18 protein-coding genes are annotated in these 23,877 nt (G+C 40.7%); 10 read left to right on the top strand and 8 right to left on the bottom strand.

Going from position 1 to position 23,877, the window contains the following annotated elements:
- Positions 1-115 precede the first annotated feature (115 nt).
- Positions 116-529, top strand: a complete 414-nt coding sequence (locus B4B65_RS08355; RefSeq protein WP_293915022.1) for a hypothetical protein — start codon at positions 116-118, stop codon at positions 527-529.
- 86 nt (positions 530-615) lie between these two features.
- Here the strand turns inward: B4B65_RS08355 and recN are convergent, their stop codons facing one another.
- Together recN and B4B65_RS08345 are read right to left on the bottom strand one after the other, a co-directional pair.
- The gene (gene recN, locus B4B65_RS08350) at positions 616-2,277 is read right to left on the bottom strand and encodes a DNA repair protein RecN (RefSeq protein WP_293915020.1); all 1,662 of its coding nucleotides are present in this window, start codon (positions 2,275-2,277) and stop codon (positions 616-618) included.
- Between the two features lie 87 nt (positions 2,278-2,364).
- On the bottom strand, positions 2,365-3,225 hold the full coding sequence (locus tag B4B65_RS08345) for a DUF4835 family protein (RefSeq protein WP_293915018.1): 861 nt from the start codon (positions 3,223-3,225) through the stop codon (positions 2,365-2,367).
- Positions 3,226-3,385: 160 nt separating this feature from the next.
- Here B4B65_RS08345 and B4B65_RS08340 point away from each other — a divergent pair, with 160 nt between their 5' ends.
- From B4B65_RS08340 to B4B65_RS08330, 3 genes are all read left to right on the top strand, one after another.
- On the top strand, positions 3,386-4,009 hold the full coding sequence (locus tag B4B65_RS08340; protein ID WP_293915016.1) for a SprT-like domain-containing protein: 624 nt from the start codon (positions 3,386-3,388) through the stop codon (positions 4,007-4,009).
- 41 nt (positions 4,010-4,050) lie between these two features.
- Entirely contained in the window at positions 4,051-5,709 is a 1,659-nt protein-coding gene (locus B4B65_RS08335) for a M28 family metallopeptidase (protein WP_293915014.1), read from the top strand.
- Positions 5,710-5,809: 100 nt separating this feature from the next.
- Positions 5,810-6,223 (top strand): hypothetical protein, encoded by a 414-nt coding sequence (locus B4B65_RS08330; RefSeq protein ID WP_201680160.1) that lies wholly within the window; start codon positions 5,810-5,812, stop codon positions 6,221-6,223.
- A 211-nt stretch (positions 6,224-6,434) separates the two neighbouring features.
- Here the strand turns inward: B4B65_RS08330 and B4B65_RS08325 are convergent, their stop codons facing one another.
- On the bottom strand, positions 6,435-6,668 hold the full coding sequence (locus B4B65_RS08325; protein ID WP_002993473.1) for a hypothetical protein: 234 nt from the start codon (positions 6,666-6,668) through the stop codon (positions 6,435-6,437).
- 186 nt (positions 6,669-6,854) lie between these two features.
- On the opposite strand from B4B65_RS08325, the gene B4B65_RS08320 reads away from it, so the two are divergent.
- Entirely contained in the window at positions 6,855-7,352 is a 498-nt protein-coding gene (locus tag B4B65_RS08320; protein ID WP_293915010.1) for a hypothetical protein, read from the top strand.
- Here B4B65_RS08320 and B4B65_RS08315 read toward each other — a convergent pair.
- A complete protein-coding gene (locus tag B4B65_RS08315; RefSeq protein ID WP_293915008.1) occupies positions 7,349-9,697 on the bottom strand; it encodes a BamA/TamA family outer membrane protein in 2,349 nt (782 codons plus the stop codon). The genes B4B65_RS08320 and B4B65_RS08315 overlap by 4 nt on opposite strands.
- Before the next feature lie 5 nt (positions 9,698-9,702).
- Between B4B65_RS08315 and B4B65_RS08310 the strand changes: the two genes are divergently transcribed.
- The 3 genes from B4B65_RS08310 to B4B65_RS08300 are packed head-to-tail and all read left to right on the top strand — an operon-like array spanning position 9,703 to position 12,872.
- Entirely contained in the window at positions 9,703-10,455 is a 753-nt protein-coding gene (locus B4B65_RS08310) for a TrmH family RNA methyltransferase (protein WP_293915006.1), read from the top strand.
- Positions 10,452-11,642 (top strand): MFS transporter, encoded by a 1,191-nt coding sequence (locus B4B65_RS08305; protein ID WP_293915004.1) that lies wholly within the window; start codon positions 10,452-10,454, stop codon positions 11,640-11,642. Before B4B65_RS08310 ends, B4B65_RS08305 begins: the two co-directional genes overlap by 4 nt.
- A 39-nt stretch (positions 11,643-11,681) precedes the next feature.
- Complete coding sequence (locus B4B65_RS08300; RefSeq protein WP_293915002.1) at positions 11,682-12,872, top strand: AI-2E family transporter; 1,191 nt, start codon at positions 11,682-11,684, stop codon at positions 12,870-12,872.
- Between the two features lie 35 nt (positions 12,873-12,907).
- Here the strand turns inward: B4B65_RS08300 and B4B65_RS08295 are convergent, their stop codons facing one another.
- Complete coding sequence (locus tag B4B65_RS08295; protein ID WP_293915000.1) at positions 12,908-15,826, bottom strand: DNA polymerase III subunit alpha; 2,919 nt, start codon at positions 15,824-15,826, stop codon at positions 12,908-12,910.
- Entirely contained in the window at positions 15,826-17,007 is a 1,182-nt protein-coding gene (gene dinB, locus B4B65_RS08290; RefSeq protein ID WP_293914998.1) for a DNA polymerase IV, read from the bottom strand. Before dinB ends, B4B65_RS08295 begins: the two co-directional genes overlap by 1 nt.
- Before the next feature lie 255 nt (positions 17,008-17,262).
- On the opposite strand from dinB, the gene B4B65_RS08285 reads away from it, so the two are divergent.
- Positions 17,263-18,399, top strand: coding sequence for a sensor histidine kinase (locus tag B4B65_RS08285; RefSeq protein ID WP_293914996.1), 1,137 nt, complete (start codon positions 17,263-17,265; stop codon positions 18,397-18,399).
- Positions 18,389-19,144: a LytR/AlgR family response regulator transcription factor gene (locus B4B65_RS08280; protein WP_293914994.1), complete on the top strand. Its 756-nt coding sequence runs from the start codon at positions 18,389-18,391 to the stop codon at positions 19,142-19,144. Before B4B65_RS08285 ends, B4B65_RS08280 begins: the two co-directional genes overlap by 11 nt.
- Positions 19,145-19,299: 155 nt before the next feature.
- Here the strand turns inward: B4B65_RS08280 and B4B65_RS08275 are convergent, their stop codons facing one another.
- Together B4B65_RS08275 and B4B65_RS08270 are read right to left on the bottom strand one after the other, a co-directional pair.
- Positions 19,300-20,712: an efflux transporter outer membrane subunit gene (locus B4B65_RS08275; RefSeq protein ID WP_293914993.1), complete on the bottom strand. Its 1,413-nt coding sequence runs from the start codon at positions 20,710-20,712 to the stop codon at positions 19,300-19,302.
- Entirely contained in the window at positions 20,712-23,870 is a 3,159-nt protein-coding gene (locus B4B65_RS08270; protein WP_293914992.1) for an efflux RND transporter permease subunit, read from the bottom strand. The genes B4B65_RS08275 and B4B65_RS08270 overlap by 1 nt, the downstream gene beginning before the upstream one ends.
- Between the last annotated feature and the right edge of the window lie 7 nt (positions 23,871-23,877).

The raw sequence follows: 23,877 nt of genomic DNA, 5'->3' as shown, positions 1-23,877 counted from the left end.
ATACGCGGTGCTTTTCTATTGTGGCCAAATTTTTGCTTAAACACTTTAAACTTTTTTAACATTTCATTGTCTTAATAACATAGATAACAAATATTAATTTTAAAACTCACATAACATGAAAAGAATTCTATTAGCCCTATTAGTGATCGGCACGACAATTGGTTTGTCCAGCTGTACAAAAGAGTATATTACCAACTCTCTGCCAGGAGTGAGTTATGTTTTAGCCGTTAAACAAGGAGACTGGCAGTTGCAAAGTGGAACAGACAGATATAAAACTACTATCTCTATGCCTCAGTTAGATTCAAGATATTTTGAGGATGGAGACGTGAGTGTAGCTATATCTTACGATAACGACAAAACATCCTATAAACTTATTCCTGCGGTAATTCGTAATTATAGCTATGAAGCAAGTTACCGGGTAGGTAGCGTTGAAATTGAAGCGACAGAAGTTGGAACTAATTCAACTATAGTTCCTCCAGGCGATATGCTTGTAAAAATTGTTTTGACAGATGCTGAAATCGGTAACTAAGAATTACTGATTCCTAATAAAAAAATGCCTGCAATACTTATATTGCAGGCATTTTTTTATTATAGTTATTTTCAATAAATATTCCATCAACCCTCAATCAGTTCTGTTGCATGTTTGATTGCAGCTTCTCCGGGATTGGCTCCGCTCAGCATCTGAGCCACCTCAACAACACGCTCCTGATGATTTAACAATACAATATTTGACTGGGTCTTATCTTCTTTATCTTCCTTATATACTTTAAAATGACTTTTTCCTTTGGAAGCTATCTGTGGCAAATGTGTGATTGCCAGTACTTGCATGTGTGAAGCCAGGCGTTGCATAATCTCTCCCACTTTCAGCGCCACCTCTCCTGATATACCCGTATCTATCTCATCAAATATAATGGTTGGCAATGCCGTAGAACGGGCAATTAACGATTTAATGGCAAGCATCACCCGCGAAAGTTCTCCTCCGGATGCTACTTTATGTATGGGTTGTAATTCCTGCCCTTTATTAGCTGAAAAAAGAAACTGTACACTATCTTGTCCGGATTCTTTAAATTGTGTCTCATCGAGGGATTGCAGGTCAATATACAACCTTGCATGTGGCATACCGACTTCTGTCAGGACTGCAGCCACATGGTCCTGAATCTGTGGTAATACATCTTTTCTGGATGCAGAGAGTTGACCGGCAAGATCTTTTAATGCCTGCATAACAGATGTAAGCTGCTTTTCAAGTGTAATCAACAATTCTTCCTGCGAAGAAGCCGATATGATCTTACTCTCCAAATCATTACGTAAGGCTATGAGTTCGCCAACCTCTTCCACACGATGCTTCTTTTGAAGAGTATAAATGATATTCAGGCGATCATTGACCGAATCCAGACGGGACTCATCCAATACAACGGTCTGTTCCAGTCCTTCGATTTCATTAACGATATCCTTGAGTTCAATATGCGTGCTCTGCAGTCTGGTGAAAAGATCTTCTGAAGCCGGCATATATTTTTCAATATGTTGCAGCTGTCCCAGTGCATCTTTAATCAAAGACACAGCATTAGCCTCCTGTTCGGTCAGGTAGTTAACTGCGCTCAACAATCCTCTTTTTATTTCTTCTGCATTCTCCAGCTGCTGCTGTTCTTCTTCAAGTCTGGTCTGTTCTCCTTCCTGCAGATTGGCCTGTTCCAGTTCATCAAACAAGAATTGGTGATAGTCCAGTTCCGCATTTGCATTTTTGATAGCTCCTTTAAGTTCCTCCAGTTTTTTTCTGGTTGCTCTGTATTCCTTAAATGTCTTTTCAAAAGCTACCTTTAATTCCGCATTGCCTGCGATACTGTCTATTACCAATAACTGGAAAGCTTCTGTATTAATCTGCAATGTAGCATGCTGAGAATGCACATCAATCAGTTGCTCTCCCAGGCTTTTCAACAGGGTCAGGTTGACAGGAGAATCATTGATAAAAGCACGTGATTTGCCGTCTACGCTGATTTCTCTCCGAATGATGGTTTCGGTTTCATAGTCCATATCATGCTCATCAAAAAAAGATTGCAGATGATATGCTCCTATATTGAAATATCCTTCGATAATACATTTTTGATCCTGATTGAAAAAGTATTTACCTTCGATACGGCTTCCCAATATCAGAGAAAGTGCACCCATAATAATAGACTTACCGGCACCTGTTTCTCCGGTGATAATATTTAAGCCTTTATCAAAGGAAATATCCAACGTATCGATCAGTGCATAGTTTCGAATATAAAGACGGCTCAGCATATATATAAATCTAAATTCAAAAGTAAAAAATTAATGTTGTGAAGACAGTACCATATGTTAGTTGTCCGTTATCCAGGATTTTCTAATCTATTTTCGGATTTCTTCGTACTTAGTTGAATTTGCAGGATCCAACTCCACCAGCAGATTATAGGCTTTTACGCCTTCATTGCCCGGCATACGGCTGAATATACCTACAAACTCATTAGATTTAGCACTGTAAAATGCAGATGTCAGAATATTTCCACTATTGTTTCTGTCTACTTCTTTAAGCTTAGGAAGAAGTGTTCCCATTTCCGTACGTGCCTGTGGTTCATTTTCAGCCATTTTATCCAATCCGTTTATATGGTAATTATAGGCAAAATCGCGGTATGCCACATAACGGCGATCGGTGAGGTTTGTGATCAGCCAGTATCGATTGTCAAAAGCATCCATAGAGCGCCAACCTACATAGTCGCCGTTTTGGGAGTAATTGACAATATCCCTTGCTACAGAGAAATATGTATTTCCGCCGTACAACTTAAAAGAATCTGCGTCCATACCGATAATTACATTGGCATAAAAGCCCAGCAAAGAGGCCAGATTGCTCATATACTGATTCTCATTATAATCGAGGATATCACCTTCTATATAGGAGAAATTGAAATACTTGTCATTAAATGCCAATATAGGACTGTTGTAATTTGTACCATAGACAGGTCTTGATGAGAAAACCTGTGCTGTACCCTTAAATTCTTTAGAACCATCCCAGGAAGTAATCGTGATGACCAGTGCACCATCAATACGTTCTTCGTTCTGAACTTTATTTCCGGTCCAGGCTCTGTTGTTTAAAAAATCAGAAATTGCTTTCTGCAGAACTTCCAGAGCACGTTTATTTGTATTCTGTACCTGTGGAGACTGCACTTCTACACGAATATTCAGTTCCTGTGCGAAACTTCGTGATATCAGCATACTCAATAAAAGAATACAGACTATTTTATACATAAGATTAATAAGTAAAGCGTTTAGTCAAATATAGGATTATTTTACAGGTTTTCTATATACCTGTCCCCAACTTATCTGCCTTGCGGAAGGCTTCTCTTTTCAGACTGAATTGCTTATTTTTGTCCTAATGCCTGATTATACCAAACAATTACAAAAATACATGCCGGAACTGGCTGCTCCTATTATCTCTCAATGGATCATTGATTCTAAATGTTCTTTTAAGATAAGCCGTGCACGTGCTACAAAATTGGGTGATTATCAGGCTCCGTACCGCGGAGAATCCCATAAGATTTCCGTTAACAACAATCTTAATCCTTATTCTTTTCTGATTACCACTATTCACGAATTTGCACATCTCCGAACGTGGCAACAACATAAGAATAAGGTAAAACCACACGGAACGGAATGGAAAGACAATTTCAAATTCCTGATGCAGCCTTTTCTGAAGCTGCATATTTTTCCGGAAAAAATACTGCATGCTGTTATCAAATACCTCAATAATCCTGCAGCCTCCAGCTGTACCGACCTGCATCTGTTCAGGACTTTAAAGGAATATGACAGTGCACAATCTCCAATCATAACGGTGGAGATGCTCAATCAGGATGATCTGTTTTCAATGAAAAACGGACGTGTATTTCAACGAAAAGAACGAATCCGTAAACGATACAGATGTGTAGAAATCTCTACCAACCGGATTTATCTCTTTCATCCGATCGCAGAGATATATCCTATCCCCGATCCGTCTCTATAATCAGAATATTTCTTGTATTTTTATTCTTCAAACTACTATTTATGAAAAGAACAGGCTTCCTTTTATTATTTTCTGCTGTGCTATTGTTTTCCTGCAAGAGTAAAGAATCAGAAAAAAAATCTGAACATCATACCTCAGGACTTGATTCTGTTGCTCTGAATGCTATTTCAGAGGGCAGCTATAAAAAATATGTAGAAGAACTTTCATCCGATCGTTTTATGGGCAGAAAACCATTTACGAAAGGTGACACTCTGGCGGTAAACTATATCCGCGAGCAATTTGAACAGCTTGGCCTGGCTCCCGGAAATGGGGACAGCTATTTTCAGGAAGTACCCATGGTAGAGATCAACAGCACAGCTCCTGCCCAATTGACTTTCACAGGAGCAAAAGGCAGCGTTACCGTAAAAGATCTGGAAGACTACGTTATAGGCAGCCGCCAGCTGAAGGAACAAATACAACTTGATCAATCCAAACTTGTCTTCGCAGGATTCGGCATTATTGCACCGGAGTACAACTGGAATGACTATGCAGGACTGGATGTAAAGGGTAAAACAGTTATCGTAATGGTCAATGATCCCGGACACTATGACAAGACCTTGTTTAAGGGGGATACTATGACTTACTACGGTCGCTGGACATACAAGTATGAGGAAGCAGCCCGTCAGGGTGCTGCCGGTGTATTGCTGATACATGATAAAGCTGCAGCAAGCTATGACTGGGATGTTGTCAAATCCAGCTGGAGCGGAGCGCAACTGGATCTGGTATCGAAGGATAACGGAGCATCTAACTGTTTATTTGAAGGGTGGATCTCTGCTGCTACAGCCAAAAAATTGCTTGCTCTTTCCGGATCAGGAGAAGCTGTATTTGAAAAAGCTAAAAAACCCGGGTTCAAGCCTGTTGATCTGGGTCTGACAACAAGTCTGACGCTTAAAAACAAATTCAGAAAATCTACGTCCAATAATGTTATTGCCCGGTTAGAGGGAACTTCCCGAAAGGATGAAGTCATTATTTATTCGGCTCACTGGGATCATCTGGGTATTGGAGAAGCCATAGCCGGAGATTCTATTTACAACGGTGCAATTGATAATGCTGCCGGTGTATCTGCTCTTTTTGAAATCGCAAAGGCATTCCAGGCGGCGAAGATTAAACCAGAGCGTACAATTGTATTTATGGCACTCACGGGAGAAGAACAGGGGCTGTTAGGGTCAGCCTACTACGCTTCCAATCCTGTCTACCCCTTCAAAAAAACTGTAGCCAATCTGAATATGGATGCTTTTAGTCCTATGGGTGCGACAAAAGATGTATCCATTGTAGGTATGGGACAATCGGAAGTAGAAGATTACGCTATTCGTTCAGCAGCAAAATTCGGACGTGAAGTTCATGATTCCGGGAATCCTTCTTCAGGCGGATTTTTCCGTTCGGATCATTTTAGCTTTGTCAAAAAAGGAGTTCCTGCTATATTTATGGGAAGTGGCAAGCAATATCTGGAAACGGATTCTGCACGTATTCTCAAACGGACAAAGGCTTTGGCCGGACGTTATCATAATGTAACCGATCAGGTGGATGAAAACTGGGATTTCGGAGGTATACTGGCAGATATCAGGTTGTTTTTTGATATCGGTTACACCATGAGTCTGGAAAACTACTTCCCGAAATGGAAAGAAACATCCGAATTTAAAAATATCGGGGATAAGAGATAGCATATAAATCAACAAATTGCCTTTATATGCAGTCAATTAAATTGCACATAAAGGCAAATTTATCTAAGTTTGTGACCGAACATTAAAAAAGAGAACTCATATGCTACACTTACATTCAACATTAGCGATTGTCTTACTACTTGCATTGGTGGTATCGATAATTATTACGTTGGCCAACTTTGCCGGCAACAAGCCTTACAATCGTAAAATTGCGCTGATAGGACTAATTTCTGCTCACTTACAATTAGTTGTAGGTCTAGTACTATTCTTTGTCTTAAAATACCCTTCTATGATCTCTGGAAGTGTGATGAAAGACCCTACTTTGAGATTCAAAATTATTGAACATCCGTTGACGATGATTATCGCGATCGTCTTGATCACTATCGGATATTCAAAAGCTAAAAGAATCACGGATGCTAAAAAGGCAAATAAAACGGTATTGATCTTCTTTATCTTAGGTCTTATCTTTATCCTTTCACGTATTCCATGGTCTACCTGGTCATTTTTCGTTTAGTCCCATATATTCCATATATACAAGTAAGGCCTGCATATTTCATATGCAGGCCTTACTTTTTTTTGGTCAGAGAGACAGTTGGCGGGGACACCAACTGACACTGTCTTTGTATTTTGTGATGCTACACTTATCCATTTTCTTTAATATCAGGCACAAAAAAAATCCCGTCGGTTGAGCGACAGGATTTTTATATTTTAAGTTTCTTTTTTACTTATTTCTTGCTTCCGAATCCTAAGATTGAAAAAACCGTTTTGAAAGCGATAACAGACGCAATGATCAACAAAATATTTGCAATAGCCGAAAAAAGAAATGAATCCTGAATAAATCTTACAAATACTCCTGCAAGACCAATAACAATAGCAACTGTTAACGTTACATAATATTCTGTACGGTTAGCGTTATTATCTGTCTTTTTCGGCTGTCTTTGCGCTGCTGTATTTTCCATGTTTGTATTTGAATGAATGTTACGGCACAAATGTACAAAGTATAGCAGTAAACAAAAAATTTATTTCCAAAATAGTCAGCATTTTATGCGCTTCCTGAATATGATTTATAAAAATGAATGATTTTATCTATTATTGCAGGGAAATAAAGTATTATGCAGAGGTACCTGATCATTTGTCTATTATTTATGTTGCCGTTTCTTGCTGTGGCGCAACAAAATACTATCGAAAACTTTACGATAAAAGAAAATCTGACTCAGAATGGAAAACTGGCGATAGTAGCATTGGATACCGCTGAGCAGGCTAATGAGCGTATCAATGGCACTTATAGTTTTAGCTTAAACGGACTTAAACAAGACCTTATTTTTCACAATGGTGTAGCTGTAGCGACTAATACAATTGAATCTTCAACTTTTGTATTCTTTAAGCATAAAAATCAGGAACATTCACTGGGTAAGTTATATTATATTTTCAAATCAGACAAAGGACTGAATCCTATTAAGATCAGCGGGCTGATTCTGCTTGTTGTACCTTGTGTCATCTTACTGATTGCTTATACTTTTCGCCGTTTTCTGATGACAGCTGTTATTCTGGCTCTGGTCTATGTGTTCTTCAATTATTCACAGGGACTTAGTGTTTCCAATCTTCTGGAAAGTATATTTATAGGAATTAAGAGCTTCTTCTAAAAAGGGAAACCTATCCCGAAATTATATTGTACAAAATTATAACGGTCCGGTGCATGTGTGGCATTGAAAGCATCTTTGAATTCTTTTTGATTAAACAGATGTTGGATAACCCACTGCTCGCTGCCCTGAAACTGCGGATCCTTGACTTTGACACCTGCATCAATCCGGATGACAAAGTAGTCGGAATCAAAACGTAATCCGAATCCTGAACCAATTGCCATCTGGCCTAAGAATTTATTGAATTTGAATTCCCCTCCCGGATTCTGTTCGTTCTCTTTCAATCGCCATATATTACCAAAATCCACAAAGGTTGCTCCATTCAGTTTTGCTCCCAGAAGCTTGTTCAATATTCGGAATCTATATTCGGCATTTCCTTCAAGTTTTATTTCTCCCAGCTGATCCAAATTACGTAATCTCAGGCGGAGGTCTTCGGTAAGCCCTTCCCTATTGTAATTACCAGGTCCGAGTGTACGTGCCTGCCATGCCCGTATACCATTCATTCCTCCACTGTAAAAATTCTTTTCGAAAATCAACAAGCTGGAATTGTTGCCATAAGGAACAGCTATTCCCGGATTGATACGGAATATAAACTGACGGTTCCCCCCGAGATGTCTGTAAAGACGGTAATCCAGTTCTATTTTGGCATATTGCAGATACGGAACTTTGAAAAGGGTGCGCTGTCCGTCATTCTCCGGAAAGCTAAACAATTTGCTGGCTAATCCGAGTATATTACCACTCAGGTCTAAGGCACCCCGGAAATAACTGAAATTTTCGAGCTTCAGTAGTTTTGGTGCATTCAGGGTGTAAGCATACTGAGATCCCAAACCAAAATACTGGCGATCATTACTTTGTACATATAATAAAAAACCTTCGTTTATCAGCTGTTGTTTGAACGCTTCATTCAGGCGCCCTACGCGATACTCTAAAACGATAGGCGTAAAACTATGCTGTTTATTAGCTGTTTCAAACCAAGTATAGTTCAATGTGTTCGTCAGATAGCGGTTGGAATAGGTATTATCCTGATTAAAGATTTGCAGATTGGAAGAGAATGTCGTTCGGGGCAATCCATATTTTCCTATACTGTTAAAAATACCAAATGGCACCATCAAACGGGGAAAGGACAGATTAGCACCAATCTGAAAGTCATTATTGAAAATTTTATTGGCTAACCCACCTTTGATACGGGGATCAAACAATACACCATAACGCAACTTGACTTCCAGTTGTTCTGCTCCTCCGAAAATATTCCGGTGAGAGAAGGTATTGGCTATATTAAATCCGCTCATACCGGACCCAAACGTATATTCACCTTCAATCTGATTACCCATGATCGGGCGGGGAATAAGTTCGTAACTTACATTCAGTTTATTGGAATCTACCTTTTCATACTGTATCTTAACACTTCTGAATCCGTTCATTTCGTACAATCTGTCATAGGAAAGATTTTCCTTACTCAAATCGTATTTTTCTCCCGAGCGTACAAACATATAGCGGGCGATAGGTTTGAGTCTGAAATTACCCGTCTGATCCTGAAAATGGATATTAAAGCCGGTATCCACATAATTTTTTGCTCTTTTCCCCGCTACATTGTTCAGATTTCGGATCTTCAGTGAAGTCTTATTAATTTCATAAACCGGATGCTCCTGCAGTTGCGGAGGATTTTCGATGGCAATCTTAAGGTCTGTCTGATAATTGCGCAGACTGGAGTCAACCCCTACCCGCATATATTGACGAAGATAGTCGTAGTAACCCTGATTTTTCATCAGGATAAACAACTGTTCCCGTTCTGTCAATAGTTTACCGGCATCATAGATATCTCCTTCTTTGACAGGTGAACTGCTACTCAGTTTCGATTCATAGAGTTCTTTTACCTTAGGATCTTCGAATGTATAGGTTTTGGTTCTGATCTTATAAGGTGTTCCGGGTTCTACTTTAAAATCTATATGTGCTCTCTTTTTTGCAATCTTCACTTCAGGTTGTACCTTTGCATTAAAATACCCTTTAGTCTGCAAGAAACGCTGTATCTGTTGTCCTGAAAGTTCTACCAGAGCTGAATCCAGAATACTGGGAGCCTCTCCTACATTTTTTATATCGGCTTTCTTGTATCTGCCATCTTTGGTATTGAATACATTATAGATAAACAAGTTGACTCTGGAATTTGGTCTTAGTTCACTTGAAATATAAAGGGAAGATTGTTCCTTCAGACTGGCATTTACACCGGAGACACTTACATTTGTCACCAAAGCATGATCGTCTTCGAGGTATTTTGTTGAACGGCAGGATGTAAAAATTAACAACAAAAGCGTTATACTTGCAAATGCGAAAAGGGTCGTTTGTTTAATCATTAAAAATGTTATCAAAAGCGCAAATCAGTCTTATTACATCTCTACAGCACAAAAAGTTCCGTAAGCAGCATGGCCTGTTTGTTGTAGAAGGAATAAAATCCGTAACCGAGTTTTTATCTTCAGCATATGATGTCCATGCACTGTTTTACACAGCAAATGTGACTACAAAAGTGGTTAAAATACCGCACAATATAAAATCTTATGAACTGACTGATAACGAATTCTCAAAAATCAGTCAACTCAAATCGCCACAGGGAATATTAGCACTGGTCACCTTACCGGAGAATAAAACACCTGAGCAGCTGGATTTTTCCAATCAGTTTACACTGGTATTGGATGATGTACAGGATCCGGGTAATCTGGGTACGATTATCCGTACTGCTGAATGGTTTGGATTTAAGCATATTGTATGTTCAGCAGGCACAGTAGACGTCTATAACCCTAAGGTAGTACAGGCCACCATGGGTTCACTTTCGCGGACTCAGATTCACTACACTGATCTGGAATCTTTTATTCGTGAAGTCCGCTTGCCTGTTTTTGGGGCATTACTGAACGGTTCTTCGATCTATGAAACCCAATGGGGCAAAGAGGGACTGATTCTTATGGGAAATGAGGGCAACGGCATCAGTGAAAAACTATTAGATCTTATAGATCATCCTGTCACTATACCGAGGACAGGACAGGCTGAATCGCTCAATGTAGCAGTGGCAACCACTATATTTTGCAATGAAATTGCGAGAATGAATTTTATAAAATGACGGAGTCTCCTCAAAAATCTATCTACACGTTACAATTTGCACTTTTATGTCTTAGTTCTCTGCTCTTCTCCTCGAGTTTTAATATGATTATACCCGAATTGCCTAATTATCTGAGCAATATGGGCGGAGCAGAATATAAGGGACTTATTATAGCATTATTTACACTTACGGCTGGTATATCCAGACCTTTCAGCGGAAAGCTTACCGATCAGTGGGGGCGTGTACCCATTATGGCTGTCGGGTCTGTTGTTTGTTTTTTCTGTGGTTTTCTCTATCCTGTACTGACTTCCGTGTCCGGATTTTTGATGTTACGGCTGATCCATGGATTTTCTACAGGATTCAAACCCACAGCAACTTCGGCTTATGTAGCGGATATTATTCCCCGTGAACGCTGGGGTGAAGCTTTAGGATTACACGGACTTTGTTTCAGTATCGGGGGTGCCATTGGTCCTGCAATAGGGAGTGCCATATTCCAATCTTATGGCATCAATACCATGTTTTACAGTTCTTCTGTATTTGCATTGCTATCTATTGTTATTGTAATTAATATGAAGGAGACGCTGAAAACAAAGCAAAAACTGCATATCTCCATGTTCAAAATATCCCGTTCGGATATTATTGACATCGGAGCTTTACCGGCAGGTATCGTTACTTTTCTGTCTTATTCTGCCTATGGCGTGATCCTGACGCTTATCCCGGACTGGAGTGAACATCTGGGGCTGAGCAATAAAGGTGTTTTCTTTACGGCTTATACCATTACTTCTATACTGATCCGTTTTATTTCGGGTAAAGTCTCTGACAGATACGGACGTACTAAAGTTATTATGGTCGGCCTGGTTATCGTTGCATTATCGCTGTATCTGATCAGCGAAGGTGATTCTTTCTTCCGGCTTATGCTTGGAGCAAGTGTGTATGGCATCGGTACCGGTATTCTGTCTCCGGCAGTAAATGCGTGGACAATTGACCTGAGCCATCCGCAACAACGGGGACGTGCTGTAGCGACCATGTATATTGCACTGGAAGCGGGCATTGGATTAGGTGCATTATGTGCCGGATTTTTCTATCAGGATATTATCTCCAGAATTCCTCAGATCATGCTTATCAATTCAGGCATCCTATTTGTAGCATTGGCGTATATGTTTTGGTGGGAAAAATCAAAAAAGATAAAACCTACAGGGCATATCTAATGTTATTAGATAACAAAATCACAAATCATACTAATCTATATGGAAGAAAAGAAAAGCTCACAACCTTATTCCCTCGTTCTGTCTTCAAGTCTCTTTGCTTTGGTGCTGATTATTGCACTGATGTATGTCACTCAAAGCGTGTTGGTTCCGTTGTTATTTTCTATTATTATTTCGATCACGCTCTTTCCTATTGCTAACTTTTTAGAGAGAAAGCTTCATTTTGTCCGTTCTCTTGCAGCTATTGTATCAGTTCTTATAGCAATACTGATCATCGGAGGCCTCATCTGGTTTATTGTTCACGAAAGTATCATTATTGGTAAAGATGCGACTGATATTACGAAAAAGGTCATGTCTGTGGTGGAGAGTTTCCAGACCTGGGTGGAAGGTCGCTTTGGTGTGCAACGCAGTGAGATGGCTGCTCAATTTCAGGAACAGAGTAACAAAATGCTAAATAATGTTGGTGGTTACTTATCTACCGCATTTGGTTCTATCGGAAGCACACTTGCAGGATTGGTTCTGGTACCTATCTTTATCTTTTTCCTGTTATATTACCGGGATTTTTTCAAGGAGTTTTTCTTTAAAGCTTTTCCAAACACGGAAAATCAGAAAGTACATGGGGTACTCAACAGAATCTACGAAGTGATCCAAAGCTACTTTTTAGGATTGGTCACCGTTATGGGTATAGTGGCTGTACTGAACACGGTAGGATTGATGATTATGGGAATAGAATATGCCTGGTTTTTCGGATCCCTAGCTTCGTTTCTGATGCTCCTTCCCTATATCGGTATCGCTATCGGATCTATTCTGCCTGCTCTGTTCGCATTGGCGACAAAAGACAGTGCCTGGTATGCTATTGGCGTCATTGCCTGGTTTCAGGTGGTACAGTTTCTGGAAGGAAATATCATTACACCAAATATTGTGGGAGGCAAAGTGAGTATTAATCCATTGATGGCTATTATCGCTATTCTTATCGGAGGTATGATCTTCGGATTGGCAGGCTTGATTCTGGCATTACCGATGACCGCTGCACTGAAAGTAATATTTGACGCTATACCTTCTATGCAGGCGATCGGTTTCCTTATCGGAGAACCTGACAAAGGGCATCTCAAACGTAATTCAACACAGGAACTGCTTACTAAATGGGGTATTGTACGTCCGTCAAGGTTGAAAAAGAAAAAAGTTGCGGAAAGCCCAAATCCCAAAGACGATAAGAATACAGAGAATTTATAAGATTTAAATTGCATGGGGCTCAGGCTCCATGCAATTTAAAAACGATAGCCTATTTTCTTCATTCGGCTTACTTCCAGCGAATATACCCCAAACTCTTCCACAACCTTACCCGTCAATTGATAGAATCCATTACCGAGAAAAGGATAATATTGTAATGTCACGGGAAAATGTACTGTATCCAGCCAATCAGCATTACAGTCGAGAAAAGTTCCGAAAACCATCCTCTCCTTGCGGATCGTCGATGTTTCCTTAATCGTTACAAGGCGGCCTATCATACAGACTTCTTTATCTAATAAGTGTACCAGATCTCTCACATGGACTGTATCAACCAGATATTTCGGATCCAGCAGATCGAAAAAATCGCCAACGATAAATCCCATTAATTCCAGCTGATCTTTATAATCTTCCATAGGCTCTTCTTCGAATTCGGGCAACTTAAAATCGAGCACAGGAGTTTCAAAAAGGGATACTTCCAGAATTTGCTGACGGGTCGTCATAAAATTAGCTTCCCACAAAAGAGCCTTTTTATTCTTTCCGGTAAAGCGAAATGCATCAATACGAATCAGCAGATTCAACTGTTCCATACCCGGTGACAACCGGGCAATAAAATCATTCAGATCCAGATATATACCGTTTTTTCTGCGTTCGGCAATGATATTATGTGCAAATTTCTCTTCCAGTCCTTGTAAGTGGATCAATCCAACGTATACCGTATCGTTCACTATATTGGTATAGTAATGACTGTGATTGATGCAAGGAAGCTGTACATGAGCACCTGTCTTAAAAAGTTCCTGAAAGTAAAATTCCGTCCGGTAAAATCCTCCAAAGTTATTGATCACGGCTACGTAAAATTCCCGTGGATAATAGGTCTTCAGAAATAGACTTTGATAACTTTCTACGGCAAAAGATGCACTATGCCCTTTGGCGAAAGAATATCCGCCGAAACTTTCCATCTGCCGCCACACCTCGCTGGTCACCTGCTCTTCATATCCCCTTTCCCGGCAATTATCAAAAAAGGTCTGCCGCAGTTTTTCAAATTTATTTTCAGAACGGTATTTACCGCTCATTGCTCTCCGCAGAATATCAGCCTGATCCAGAGAAATACCCGCAAAATGATGTGCAACTTTGATAACATCTTCCTGATAAACCATCACGCCAAATGTCTCCTCCAGCAGCTCTTTCATCTTCGGATGAAGATAGACAACCTTATCCCGGTCATGATAACGTTCTATATACTGTTTCATCATTCCGGACTGCGCCACTCCCGGCCTGATAATGGAACTGGCAGCGACCAGCGTAAGATAATCAGAGCATTGCAGCTTCCCCAGCAGTTGCCTCATTGCCGGACTTTCGATATAGAAACAGCCGATTGTATCTCCGCAGCGGATCTTCTCTGCCAGTACCGGATCTTCAAAAAAACGCTCCACCTGATGAATATCAATATGTTTTCCCGTATTTTCTCTGACCAGTTGCAAAGCATCTTTGATATGGCCCAATCCTCTCTGGCTTAATATATCGAATTTGAATAACCCGACACGTTCGGCTTCAAACATATCCATGTGGATCGTCTGAAAATCTTTGGGCGGAAGTTCTACAGCAGCATAGTGGCAGATAGGTTTTTCACTGATGAGTACGCCGCCGGCATGTACGCTCAGGTGGTTAGGGAAGTGTTCGAGCAATTTTCCGTACTTATGTATCCAACGCTGTATTTTATCTTCCGTACGCCATTCGCGCTGTGAAACAAGCTGATCGATCTCTGCCTTTGGTAATCCGAATACTTTGCCCAGTTCCCGGATAATAGCACGTCGTTTAAAGGTGCTGTACATCCCCAGTAGTGATACGTGCTGCCGGCCGTACCTTTTGAACATATAATCAAAGATCGCATCCCGGTCTTTCCAGCTGAAATCAATATCAAAGTCCGGGGGTGAGCTCCGGTCGGGATTAAGAAAGCGTTCAAAATACAGATCCAGTTTGATCGGATCGACATCTGTGATCCGCAGGCAATAAGCGACAATAGAATTAGCTCCGCTCCCCCTACCTACATGATAAAATCCGCGTTCATGTGCATACCGCAATATATCCCATATAATCAGAAAATAGGCATTAAAGCCCTGTTTGCCGATCATCTTTAGTTCCTTTTCTACACGTTCGACAGCCTCCTTATGTTCTGTACCATAACGCATAACGCAACCTTCCATCGCCAGTTTACGCAACAGATGACGATCATCTTCTTCTGTAGTGGTAAAATATTTTCGGTTCTTATCAGTCTTCAGCTCCATTGTGATATGACAGCTATCTGCAACCTGTATTGTTCGGGAGATCACTGTAGGAAAGCGGGCAAACTGACGCACCAATTCCACTTCGGACAGTAGTGTTTCATCATTTCCGGCTATATCTTCGGGAAGAAGCTTAGATAACAGCGTATTTTTAGCTATTGCACGCAACAGGCGATGCAGACTAAAGTAAGTCTTGTCCTGAAATGTTACCGGACTCAACATCACAAAACGGTCTGCAGCAAGTTCCTGTTGAAGTTCCAAACGATTCAGATCCTGTGGACGCAGACCAATCAGCTCTCCTTCGCGGAGTGCGTTGACGGACTTCTGTCCATACCGGTAAATAATCCAGAGATGTTCGGTTGACAGTTCAGGTTCTGCCGGGAAGTTTTCCTTACGCTGATTGTATGCAGATAAAAACTCATTGATCTGAAAAAAACCTGTTTCATTACGCGCTAATAGGATATAACAGAATACATGATCATTACGGATTTCTGTTCCCAGAATAGGCTTGATTCCCTGTTCCCGGCATTTTAACACAAAATCCCAGCTATCTGCCGTGTTATTGATATTCGTCAGCGCCAGTGTACGGATATCCAGTGCCTTTGCATCTTCCACCAATTGTTTGGAAGAAAAAGTACCGTAATGGTAACTAAACCATGTTTTACAATTCAAATACATTAATTTCTCTCCTTTTCCGGTGGTTTGGGAACTGATATTGCCCGTTTGACAACCGCGTCTCCATAGCGTTGCCGGATATGATCCATTGCCTGATAGAGCCGTACACTCTCCACTGTATCTTCAAACAAATCAATCTGATACTGTCCCTGTACCAGATGGCTGAAACGTACGCCAAGCAGCCGCACCAATAGCCGCTTGTCGTACAGTTTCGCAAAAAGTTCTTTGGCTTTGGCCAACAATACTGCATCTGAAGCAGTATAGGGAATAACCATTTGTTTGCTCACAGTATCAAAATTGGAATAACGAAGCTTAATGGTAATGCAACCTGTAAGACGGCGATGCTGCCGCAACTGAAACGTCATTCTCTCCGTCATTCGGATGAGTTCGCTCTTCAGATAATAAATATCAATGGTATCTTGTTCAAAAGTCTCTTCGGTGCCTATACTTTTTTGTTCAGAATATGGAACAATAGGTGTAAAATCGATCCCATTGGCTTTACGGGAGAGATCTACCCCGTTCTTCCCCAGAAGATTCTGCATCATGGGAACAGGAATTTCACTCAAGACCTTGATGGTACGAACGCCCATCTGATGCAGTAATCCGGAAGTTTTGTTACCTATACCTGGCATTCGTTCTATCCGGAGCGGAGCGAGGTAATCCTTTTCAAGTCCATGTTCTACTTCCCGCTTTCCGTCAGGTTTGGCATCTTCCGTTGCTACTTTGGATATAAGTTTATTGGAAGCTAAAGCATAACTGATCGGAAGTCCCACTTCTTTTCTTACCTTCTGCTTGAGCTCTGCCATAAACTGACTGCAGCCAAAAAAACGATCTACTCCGGTGAGGTCTGCATAAAATTCATCTATACTTGCCTTTTCCATAACCGGAACATGCTCACGCACTACATCGGTCACCATCCGGGAATAATAACTGTAGCTGTCCATATCTCCGCGAATCACAATGGCCTGAGGACAAAGGCGCAGGGCAAGTTTCATTGGCATAGCACTATGCACGCCATATAACCGCGTTTCATAACTACATGCGGATACGACGGCACGATCACTCATTCCCCCGACAATCAAGGGCTTTCCCACAAATTGCGTATTCTTCAACCGTTCTACACTCACAAAAAATGTATCCAGATCAAGATGCGCTACAAAACGCTTATCTCCCTGCCAAATCATAAGTAGTTTTAAAAACAATCAAAATTACTAATATTTTTAGTATTAAAGCTAATATTTTTAGATTTTTAATCGAATTAAATATTTGATTGTTCAGATCGGCCAAATAATTATGCTCCGTTTCACCGCCTGTTTATTCCTGTTCAGAAATAAAATTTGAGGGTTTAGTTAAAAAACATGTGCTATTTAAAGAATAAAGCTCAATTTTGTATCTTACAATATATATACCGTATTGCTCATACGCTAATTTTTTCAAGTTTGACAGCATACAATAAAGAGGTGATCATTACAGAGAAAAAACTTCCTACAAATAAGGTTAAGAGAATCTTATTAGTTGTTTTTGCCTTCCTGTTATTTTATCTGGTTTCTTTTCTTATAGACCCTTATGCCGAATTCTGGCAGGGTTATTTTAAACGGGGTGTATTCGAAATCATTGAAGAGTTAGCTATTTCCTTTATCTTTTGCTTTCTGATCTCGGAATCCAGTATTTTTATTCATTCGCGTCTGAATAAGTATGCTTCATGGACAAAAAACAAAATAAAAAGACTTATACTGGAACTCAGTCTCAATTTTTTTGTAGTGCTGATTCTCATTGCTCTGAATTCGTTATGTTATTACCTGATCTATGATGACCCTGCATACTCTCAATCCGAGCCATCTATGGAGGAAATCCGAAACCTGCTGCAACTTATTATTGTCAGCATGATTATTTCGTTTATGATTATCTCCATCAATACAGGAAGTTATCTGATCAACAACTGGGTAAACACAGAGACACAGGTCGCAAATCATAAATTGCGTACAGCGGAATGGAAACAGGCTTCTGTAGAAGCAGAACTGAATGCCTTGAAACTACAGCTGAACCCACATTTTATCTTCAATAATCTGAGTGTACTCTCCGAGCTTATACTGGAAGACCAGCAACTCGGATATGCGTATTCGGAGAGTTTTTCCAAAGTATATCGTTTCCTGCTGGTCAATTCTAAAAAGAATATGATCCTTCTGGAAGAAGAGCTTAAATTTCTGAACTCTTATATTTTCCTGATCAAACATCGTATCGGACAGGGGGTGCACTTTGAAATCGACGTCCAGGAAGAGAGTAAAAATATGTATATCCCTCCGCTCACCCTCCAGTTGCTTATAGAAAATGCCCTCAAGCATAATAAAACGGATCGTAAAAATCCGCTCAGAATAACAATCCGCACAAGTACACAACATATATTAACGGTAGAAAACACCTTATCACTGATAGAGAAACCTGAAGGATATTCGACAGGTATAGGACTGACTAATATTATCAGCCGCTTTAATCTTCTGTCCAAACAGCCTCCCGAAATTGTGACGAGTACGGATTCATTTAAAGTAATTATTCATTTAATGGAGTATGATCGATAAGATAGTAATAGTCGAAGACGAAAAACTCAATGCAGATCGCCTTAAGCGTTTGATCCATACCATACGACCCGATGCCTGTGTATTGGCCGTATTGGACAGTGTAAGTGATGCGGTAGTCTGGTTTTCTAAAAACGGAATGCCGGATCTGGTGATGATGGACATCCGGCTGTCTGACGGTGTGAGCTTTGATATTTTTGAACGGGTGAAGATCGATTGCTTCATTATCTTCACTACTGCTTATGACGAATATGCCGTCCAGGCTTTTAAATATAACAGTGTTGATTACCTGCTCAAACCAATCGAACAGGAGGAACTTGAAGTAGCTTTCAGGAAAACAGAAATGTATAATTCCATCAATACCAACCATCTTTCGATAGAACGCTTATTACATTATATCCAGCCAAAAGAATACAGAACAAGATTTTTACTTCCCTTCCGAGATGGCTACAAAACAGTATTGGTAAGTGACGTCAAATGTATCTATGTGGAACTGAAAGCGATAAAGGCCCGTCTCCGAAACGGAACGGATATTTTACTCTCGCAAAGTATGGAGGAACTGGAGCAACAGCTTGATCCCCGTCTGTTTTTCAGAGCCAACCGGCAGTTTATTGTCCATATTGATGCTGTACAGCAAGTGGTCAATTACTTCAACGGTAAACTTAAAGTGATATTAAACGGTATCGATATGGAGGTTATCGTTAGCCGGGAAAAGGCTATCGTATTCAAAGAATGGCTTGACTCTTAATGGTGTCAATCTCCGGAAGAACAAGGTTTTTCTTTTCTGTTGCGTTCAGGAAATTGTCTTTACTCTACTTTCCTATTGCATCAGGATATTGAGTAATATAAAAATAAGACCGGCTCCGGAAAAGAGCCGATCCTTAATATAAACACCCACTAAATTTATTCTGTACCACCACCCAATGCTCTGTATAGCTCTGTCATGGCATCATATTTTTCTTTCTGTATATTGATTGCTTCCAGATCATTCTGTAAGGAATTATTCTGTGCCGTAATAACTTCCAGGTAGGTTGCCATACCACTTTTATATAGCAGCATTGCATCGTTTACGGCCTTTTCCAAAGAGGCTTTCCGTTGTTTTACCAGACCTACACGTTCGTTTGTATATTGTGTTTTGGCCATAGCATCTGATACTTCAGCTACAGCATTCATGACAGACTGGCGAAATTGTTCGGCTGTTTTCTGCTGTTCTATTTTTGCCTGCTCGTAGTTTGTTTGAAGTTCTTTCTTCTGAAATATAGGTTGCGTAATATTTCCGGCAATATTCTTCACCAATGATCCCGGAAGATCAAACCAGTTATTAAACTTAAAGGAGTTGGCTCCAATGGAAGGAGTGAGACTGATGGAAGGATACATCGCCACTTTGTTCAGTCCTACATTGGCATTTGCCACTACGACAGCATATTCTGCTACTTTCAGATCAGGTCTTCTGCTTAATAGCAGCGCAGGTACACCTACCGGAAAATTCTCTTCAAGGCTGTATGTTTCCAATCCTGCAGAACGGTCAATCCGATCCGGATATGCACCGCACAGAATACTCAACGCATTTTCCTGTATGGCGATATTCTGTTTGGCTAAAGGAACCAGTAACTCAGCGGTTTTTTTCTGTGCTTCGGCCTGTTCTACTCCTAATGAATTAACCTGGGCAGATTGAAACTGAAGTCTGATCATCTGCAATGTCTCCTCACTGAGCTCGATATTATTTGCTGCAATTTTCAGCTGTTCATCTAATGTGATCAGATTATAGTAGGCTTGCGCAACTTGCACGATAATACGGGTTTTCAGTGCGGTCAGGTTTTCCTGCTGCATCAGATAATTTGCTCTGGCAGCTTCTTTCTGCAGGCGCACTTTTCCCCAGATATCTGCTTCCCATGATGCTGTAAGTGTTGCAGAAAAATCATCCATGTATTTTTCTCCTGTAAACTGTTCACTCAAAGATCCGTTCAGGGAATTCTTGGACTGATAGACACGGGATGCTCCTACAGCAAGATTAAGTGTTGGCAGCAATCCCCGCTTAGCCTGCTTATAGGATAAATCCAGTTGTTGCAGATTCAGCATTGCAACAGAAATATCTTTATTCTTTTCTAATGCCCTTTCTATCAATATGACAAGATCAGGATCTTTAAAAAAGGTCTTCCATGGCAACAGAACAGTATCTCCTGTCACCTGTACCTGTTCTCTGTAATTTTCCGGTGTGGCCAGATCCGGACGACTATATGGTTTACCAACCGCACAGGAGGATAGCAACACTGCTGTTCCTATGCACATGGCGATATGATTGATGATTGATCTCATTACTCTATATTTTGTACTTGTTGGTTTGTTTTATTTTTCCCTGAAACTTTTTCCTGCAGATATTGAAACAGCATATACAACAATGGAATTACGAATACTCCGAAAATAACTCCTGTCAGCATCCCGATAGCTGCGCCGGTACTGATGGATCGGTTACCCATTGCTGAACCTCCGGTGGCTACCATCAGTGGAATCATTCCCACTATAAAGGCCAGTGATGTCATGATTATCGGTCTCAACCTGGATCGTGCACCGTCTATAGCAGAATCTTTGATAGAAGATCCCGCAGCTCTCCTTTGCACGGCAAATTCGACGATAAGAATAGCATTCTTGGCAAGAAGTCCGACCAACATAATCAGACCAACCTGAACATAGATATTGTTATCCAGTCCGATGGCTTTTATGGAAGCAAAGGCTCCTATAATACCTGTAGGTATGGATAGTAATACAGATAGTGGCAAAAGATAGCTTTCGTATTGGGCTGCCAGCAGGAAATATACAAACAGTAGACAGAGGGTCAGAATAATGACAGTTTGATTTCCGGCAGATTTCTCTTCCAGACTCAGACCTGTCCATTCATATCCATAATCAGTAGGCAGTTTACCGAGTACATCCTTTTCCAGATTGTCCATAACTTGTCCGCTACTTACTCCCGGCACAGGAACGACACTAATGGTCAGTGCATTAAAGAGATTATATCTGGATAAAGATTCCGGACCATATACTTTTTTGAGTACCACCATTGCTTTCACCGGAACCATCTGATTCTGGTCATTACGCACAAATATTTCATTGAAGGCATCTTCGTCCATTCTGAATACGCCATCTGCTTTTACATTGACTCTATAGAATTTACCGAATCTTGTAAAATTCAGGGACTGATCACCTGCAAAATAAGATTGTATCGTACTCATCATGCTATTGATCTGTACGCCCACCTGCTGTGCTTTATCTTCGTCAACTTCGATTTCCAACTGTGGAAAATCGGCTCTGAACGTGGTATAAGCATACTGAACACCCGGTTGTTGCATAATCTCTCCCATGACCTGATCCGCCATCTTTTTGAGGGCTTCCGGAGATTTGCCAGCTTTGTCCTGCAGAACAATCTCTGCTCCTCCGGTAACACCGTAGCCGTCAACCGGCGGACTTCTGAAGGCCATTACTGTACCTTCTTTGATGGCTGCAAATTGTCCGGACAGGATGCCCATGATCTCATCTATATCTTGTATCTGACCACGTTCCTTCTTAGGTTTCAGCTTGATAAATCCCATAGCATATGCCGGACTGGCACTATTGGACAGGATGTTAAATCCGGTAATCGTTGAGCTTGTCTCGACAGATTCTGTTTTTTCCAGAATAGCATCTATTCTTTCAGCTGTCGCTGTGGTTCTGTCCAAAGCGGTTCCCGGGGGCATACTTAAATTATAGATGATAAATCCATCATCTTCCATCGGAACAAAACTTTTTGGCGTACTCATCATTAACCATCCGGCTACCGCAGTGATAAGTACAATGAATCCTGCACCCAGCCATTTTTTTGCCGTCAGAAATTTCAGACCTTTTATATATTTCCCGGTAAGGTTATCAAATCCGGCGTTAAATGCTGTAAAGAATCGTTTTTTGAATCCGGCTTTTGCAGTTGATTCCGAATGTCCTTCTGTATGATTATTTTTCAGCAATAATGCACATAAGGCGGGTGTAAGGGTCAATGCATTGACTGCTGATATAATAATTGCAATCGCTAATGTATATGCAAACTGCTTATAAAATATACCTGATGAACCGGTCATAAATCCAATCGGAATAAATACTGCGGACATCACAAGTGTGATCGAGATAACAGCACCCGTAATTTCACCCATTGCACTGTGCGTAGCTTCTTTACCAGTCAGATTAGTTCCCTCCATCTTACTGTGTACCGCTTCGACCACCACAATAGCATCATCGACAACAATACCAATGGCGAGCACCAGAGCAAAGAGTGTCAATACATTGATCGTAAATCCAAATACAAGAAGGAAAAAGAATGTCCCTACAATAGCGACCGGTACCGCAATAGCTGGAATAATAGTAGATCTGAAATCCTGAAGAAATAGAAATACGACAAGAAATACCAGTATAAAGGCTTCGATCAGTGTTGATTTGACCTGCCCTGTAGCTTCATCCAGGCGCTCTTTTGTACTCATCAGATTCACATATTTCACTCCTGGAGGAAATGTTTTCGAAGCATCGGTAAGCACATCTCTTACACCGATTTCAATATCATTGGCATTGGATCCGGTCGTCTGCAGAATGGCTACCGTCACGGCATTTTTACCGTTAGATGTTGAATTCCCACTATAATTGATCGATCCGAATTCTATACGGGCCACATCTCTCAGCCTTACAAGCTCTGTCCCATTTCTTTTGACAATAATATTCTCATATTCTTCCGTCTGGTTCTTTTTACCTTTGTAACGCATTACATATTCCAAAGCAGCATCAGACTCTTCTCCTAATTTTCCGGGAGCAGCTTCTATACTCTGGCTGGAAATTGCCTGATTGATATCCGCAGGGATCAATCCGTAAGCCGCCATTTTTTGTGGATTCAGCCATACGCGCATAGAATAATCCTTGATACCAAATACTTGCGCCTGTCCTACCCCCGGCACCCGTTTAATCTGCGGAAGTACGTTGATATTGACATAATTTTGCAAAAAGAGTTCATCGTATTTACTGTTATCTTCGGTATATACGTTGAAGATCATGATCATACTGTTTTGCTGTTTGGAAGTGGTAAGTCCCATACGAATCACCTCTTCAGGAAGTATAGGTGTGGCCTGCTGCACTCTGTTTTGTACATTCACCGCAGCCTGGTCAGCATTAACACCTTGTTTGAAAATAATAGAAATGGAAAATGATCCGTCATTACTGGCGCTGGACTTAATGTATTCCATATTTTCCACACCATTTATCTGTTCTTCCAATGGGGTCACCACCGAACGGATCACGGCCTCACTGTTTCCGCCGGGATAGCTTCCTGACACCATAACGGTGGGTGGAGAAATATCCGGAAAACGGGTAACGGGCAGTCTTAATAAACCGATAATACCGAGTATCAATAATACTACGGAAATTACGGTGGCCATTACTGGCCTGTCTATGATCTTTTTTAACATGATTACT

The organism is Sphingobacterium sp. UBA5789 (assembly GCF_002418355.1).
Taxonomy (GTDB): domain Bacteria; phylum Bacteroidota; class Bacteroidia; order Sphingobacteriales; family Sphingobacteriaceae; genus Sphingobacterium.
This window is presented reverse-complemented; position numbering and strand designations above follow the sequence as displayed.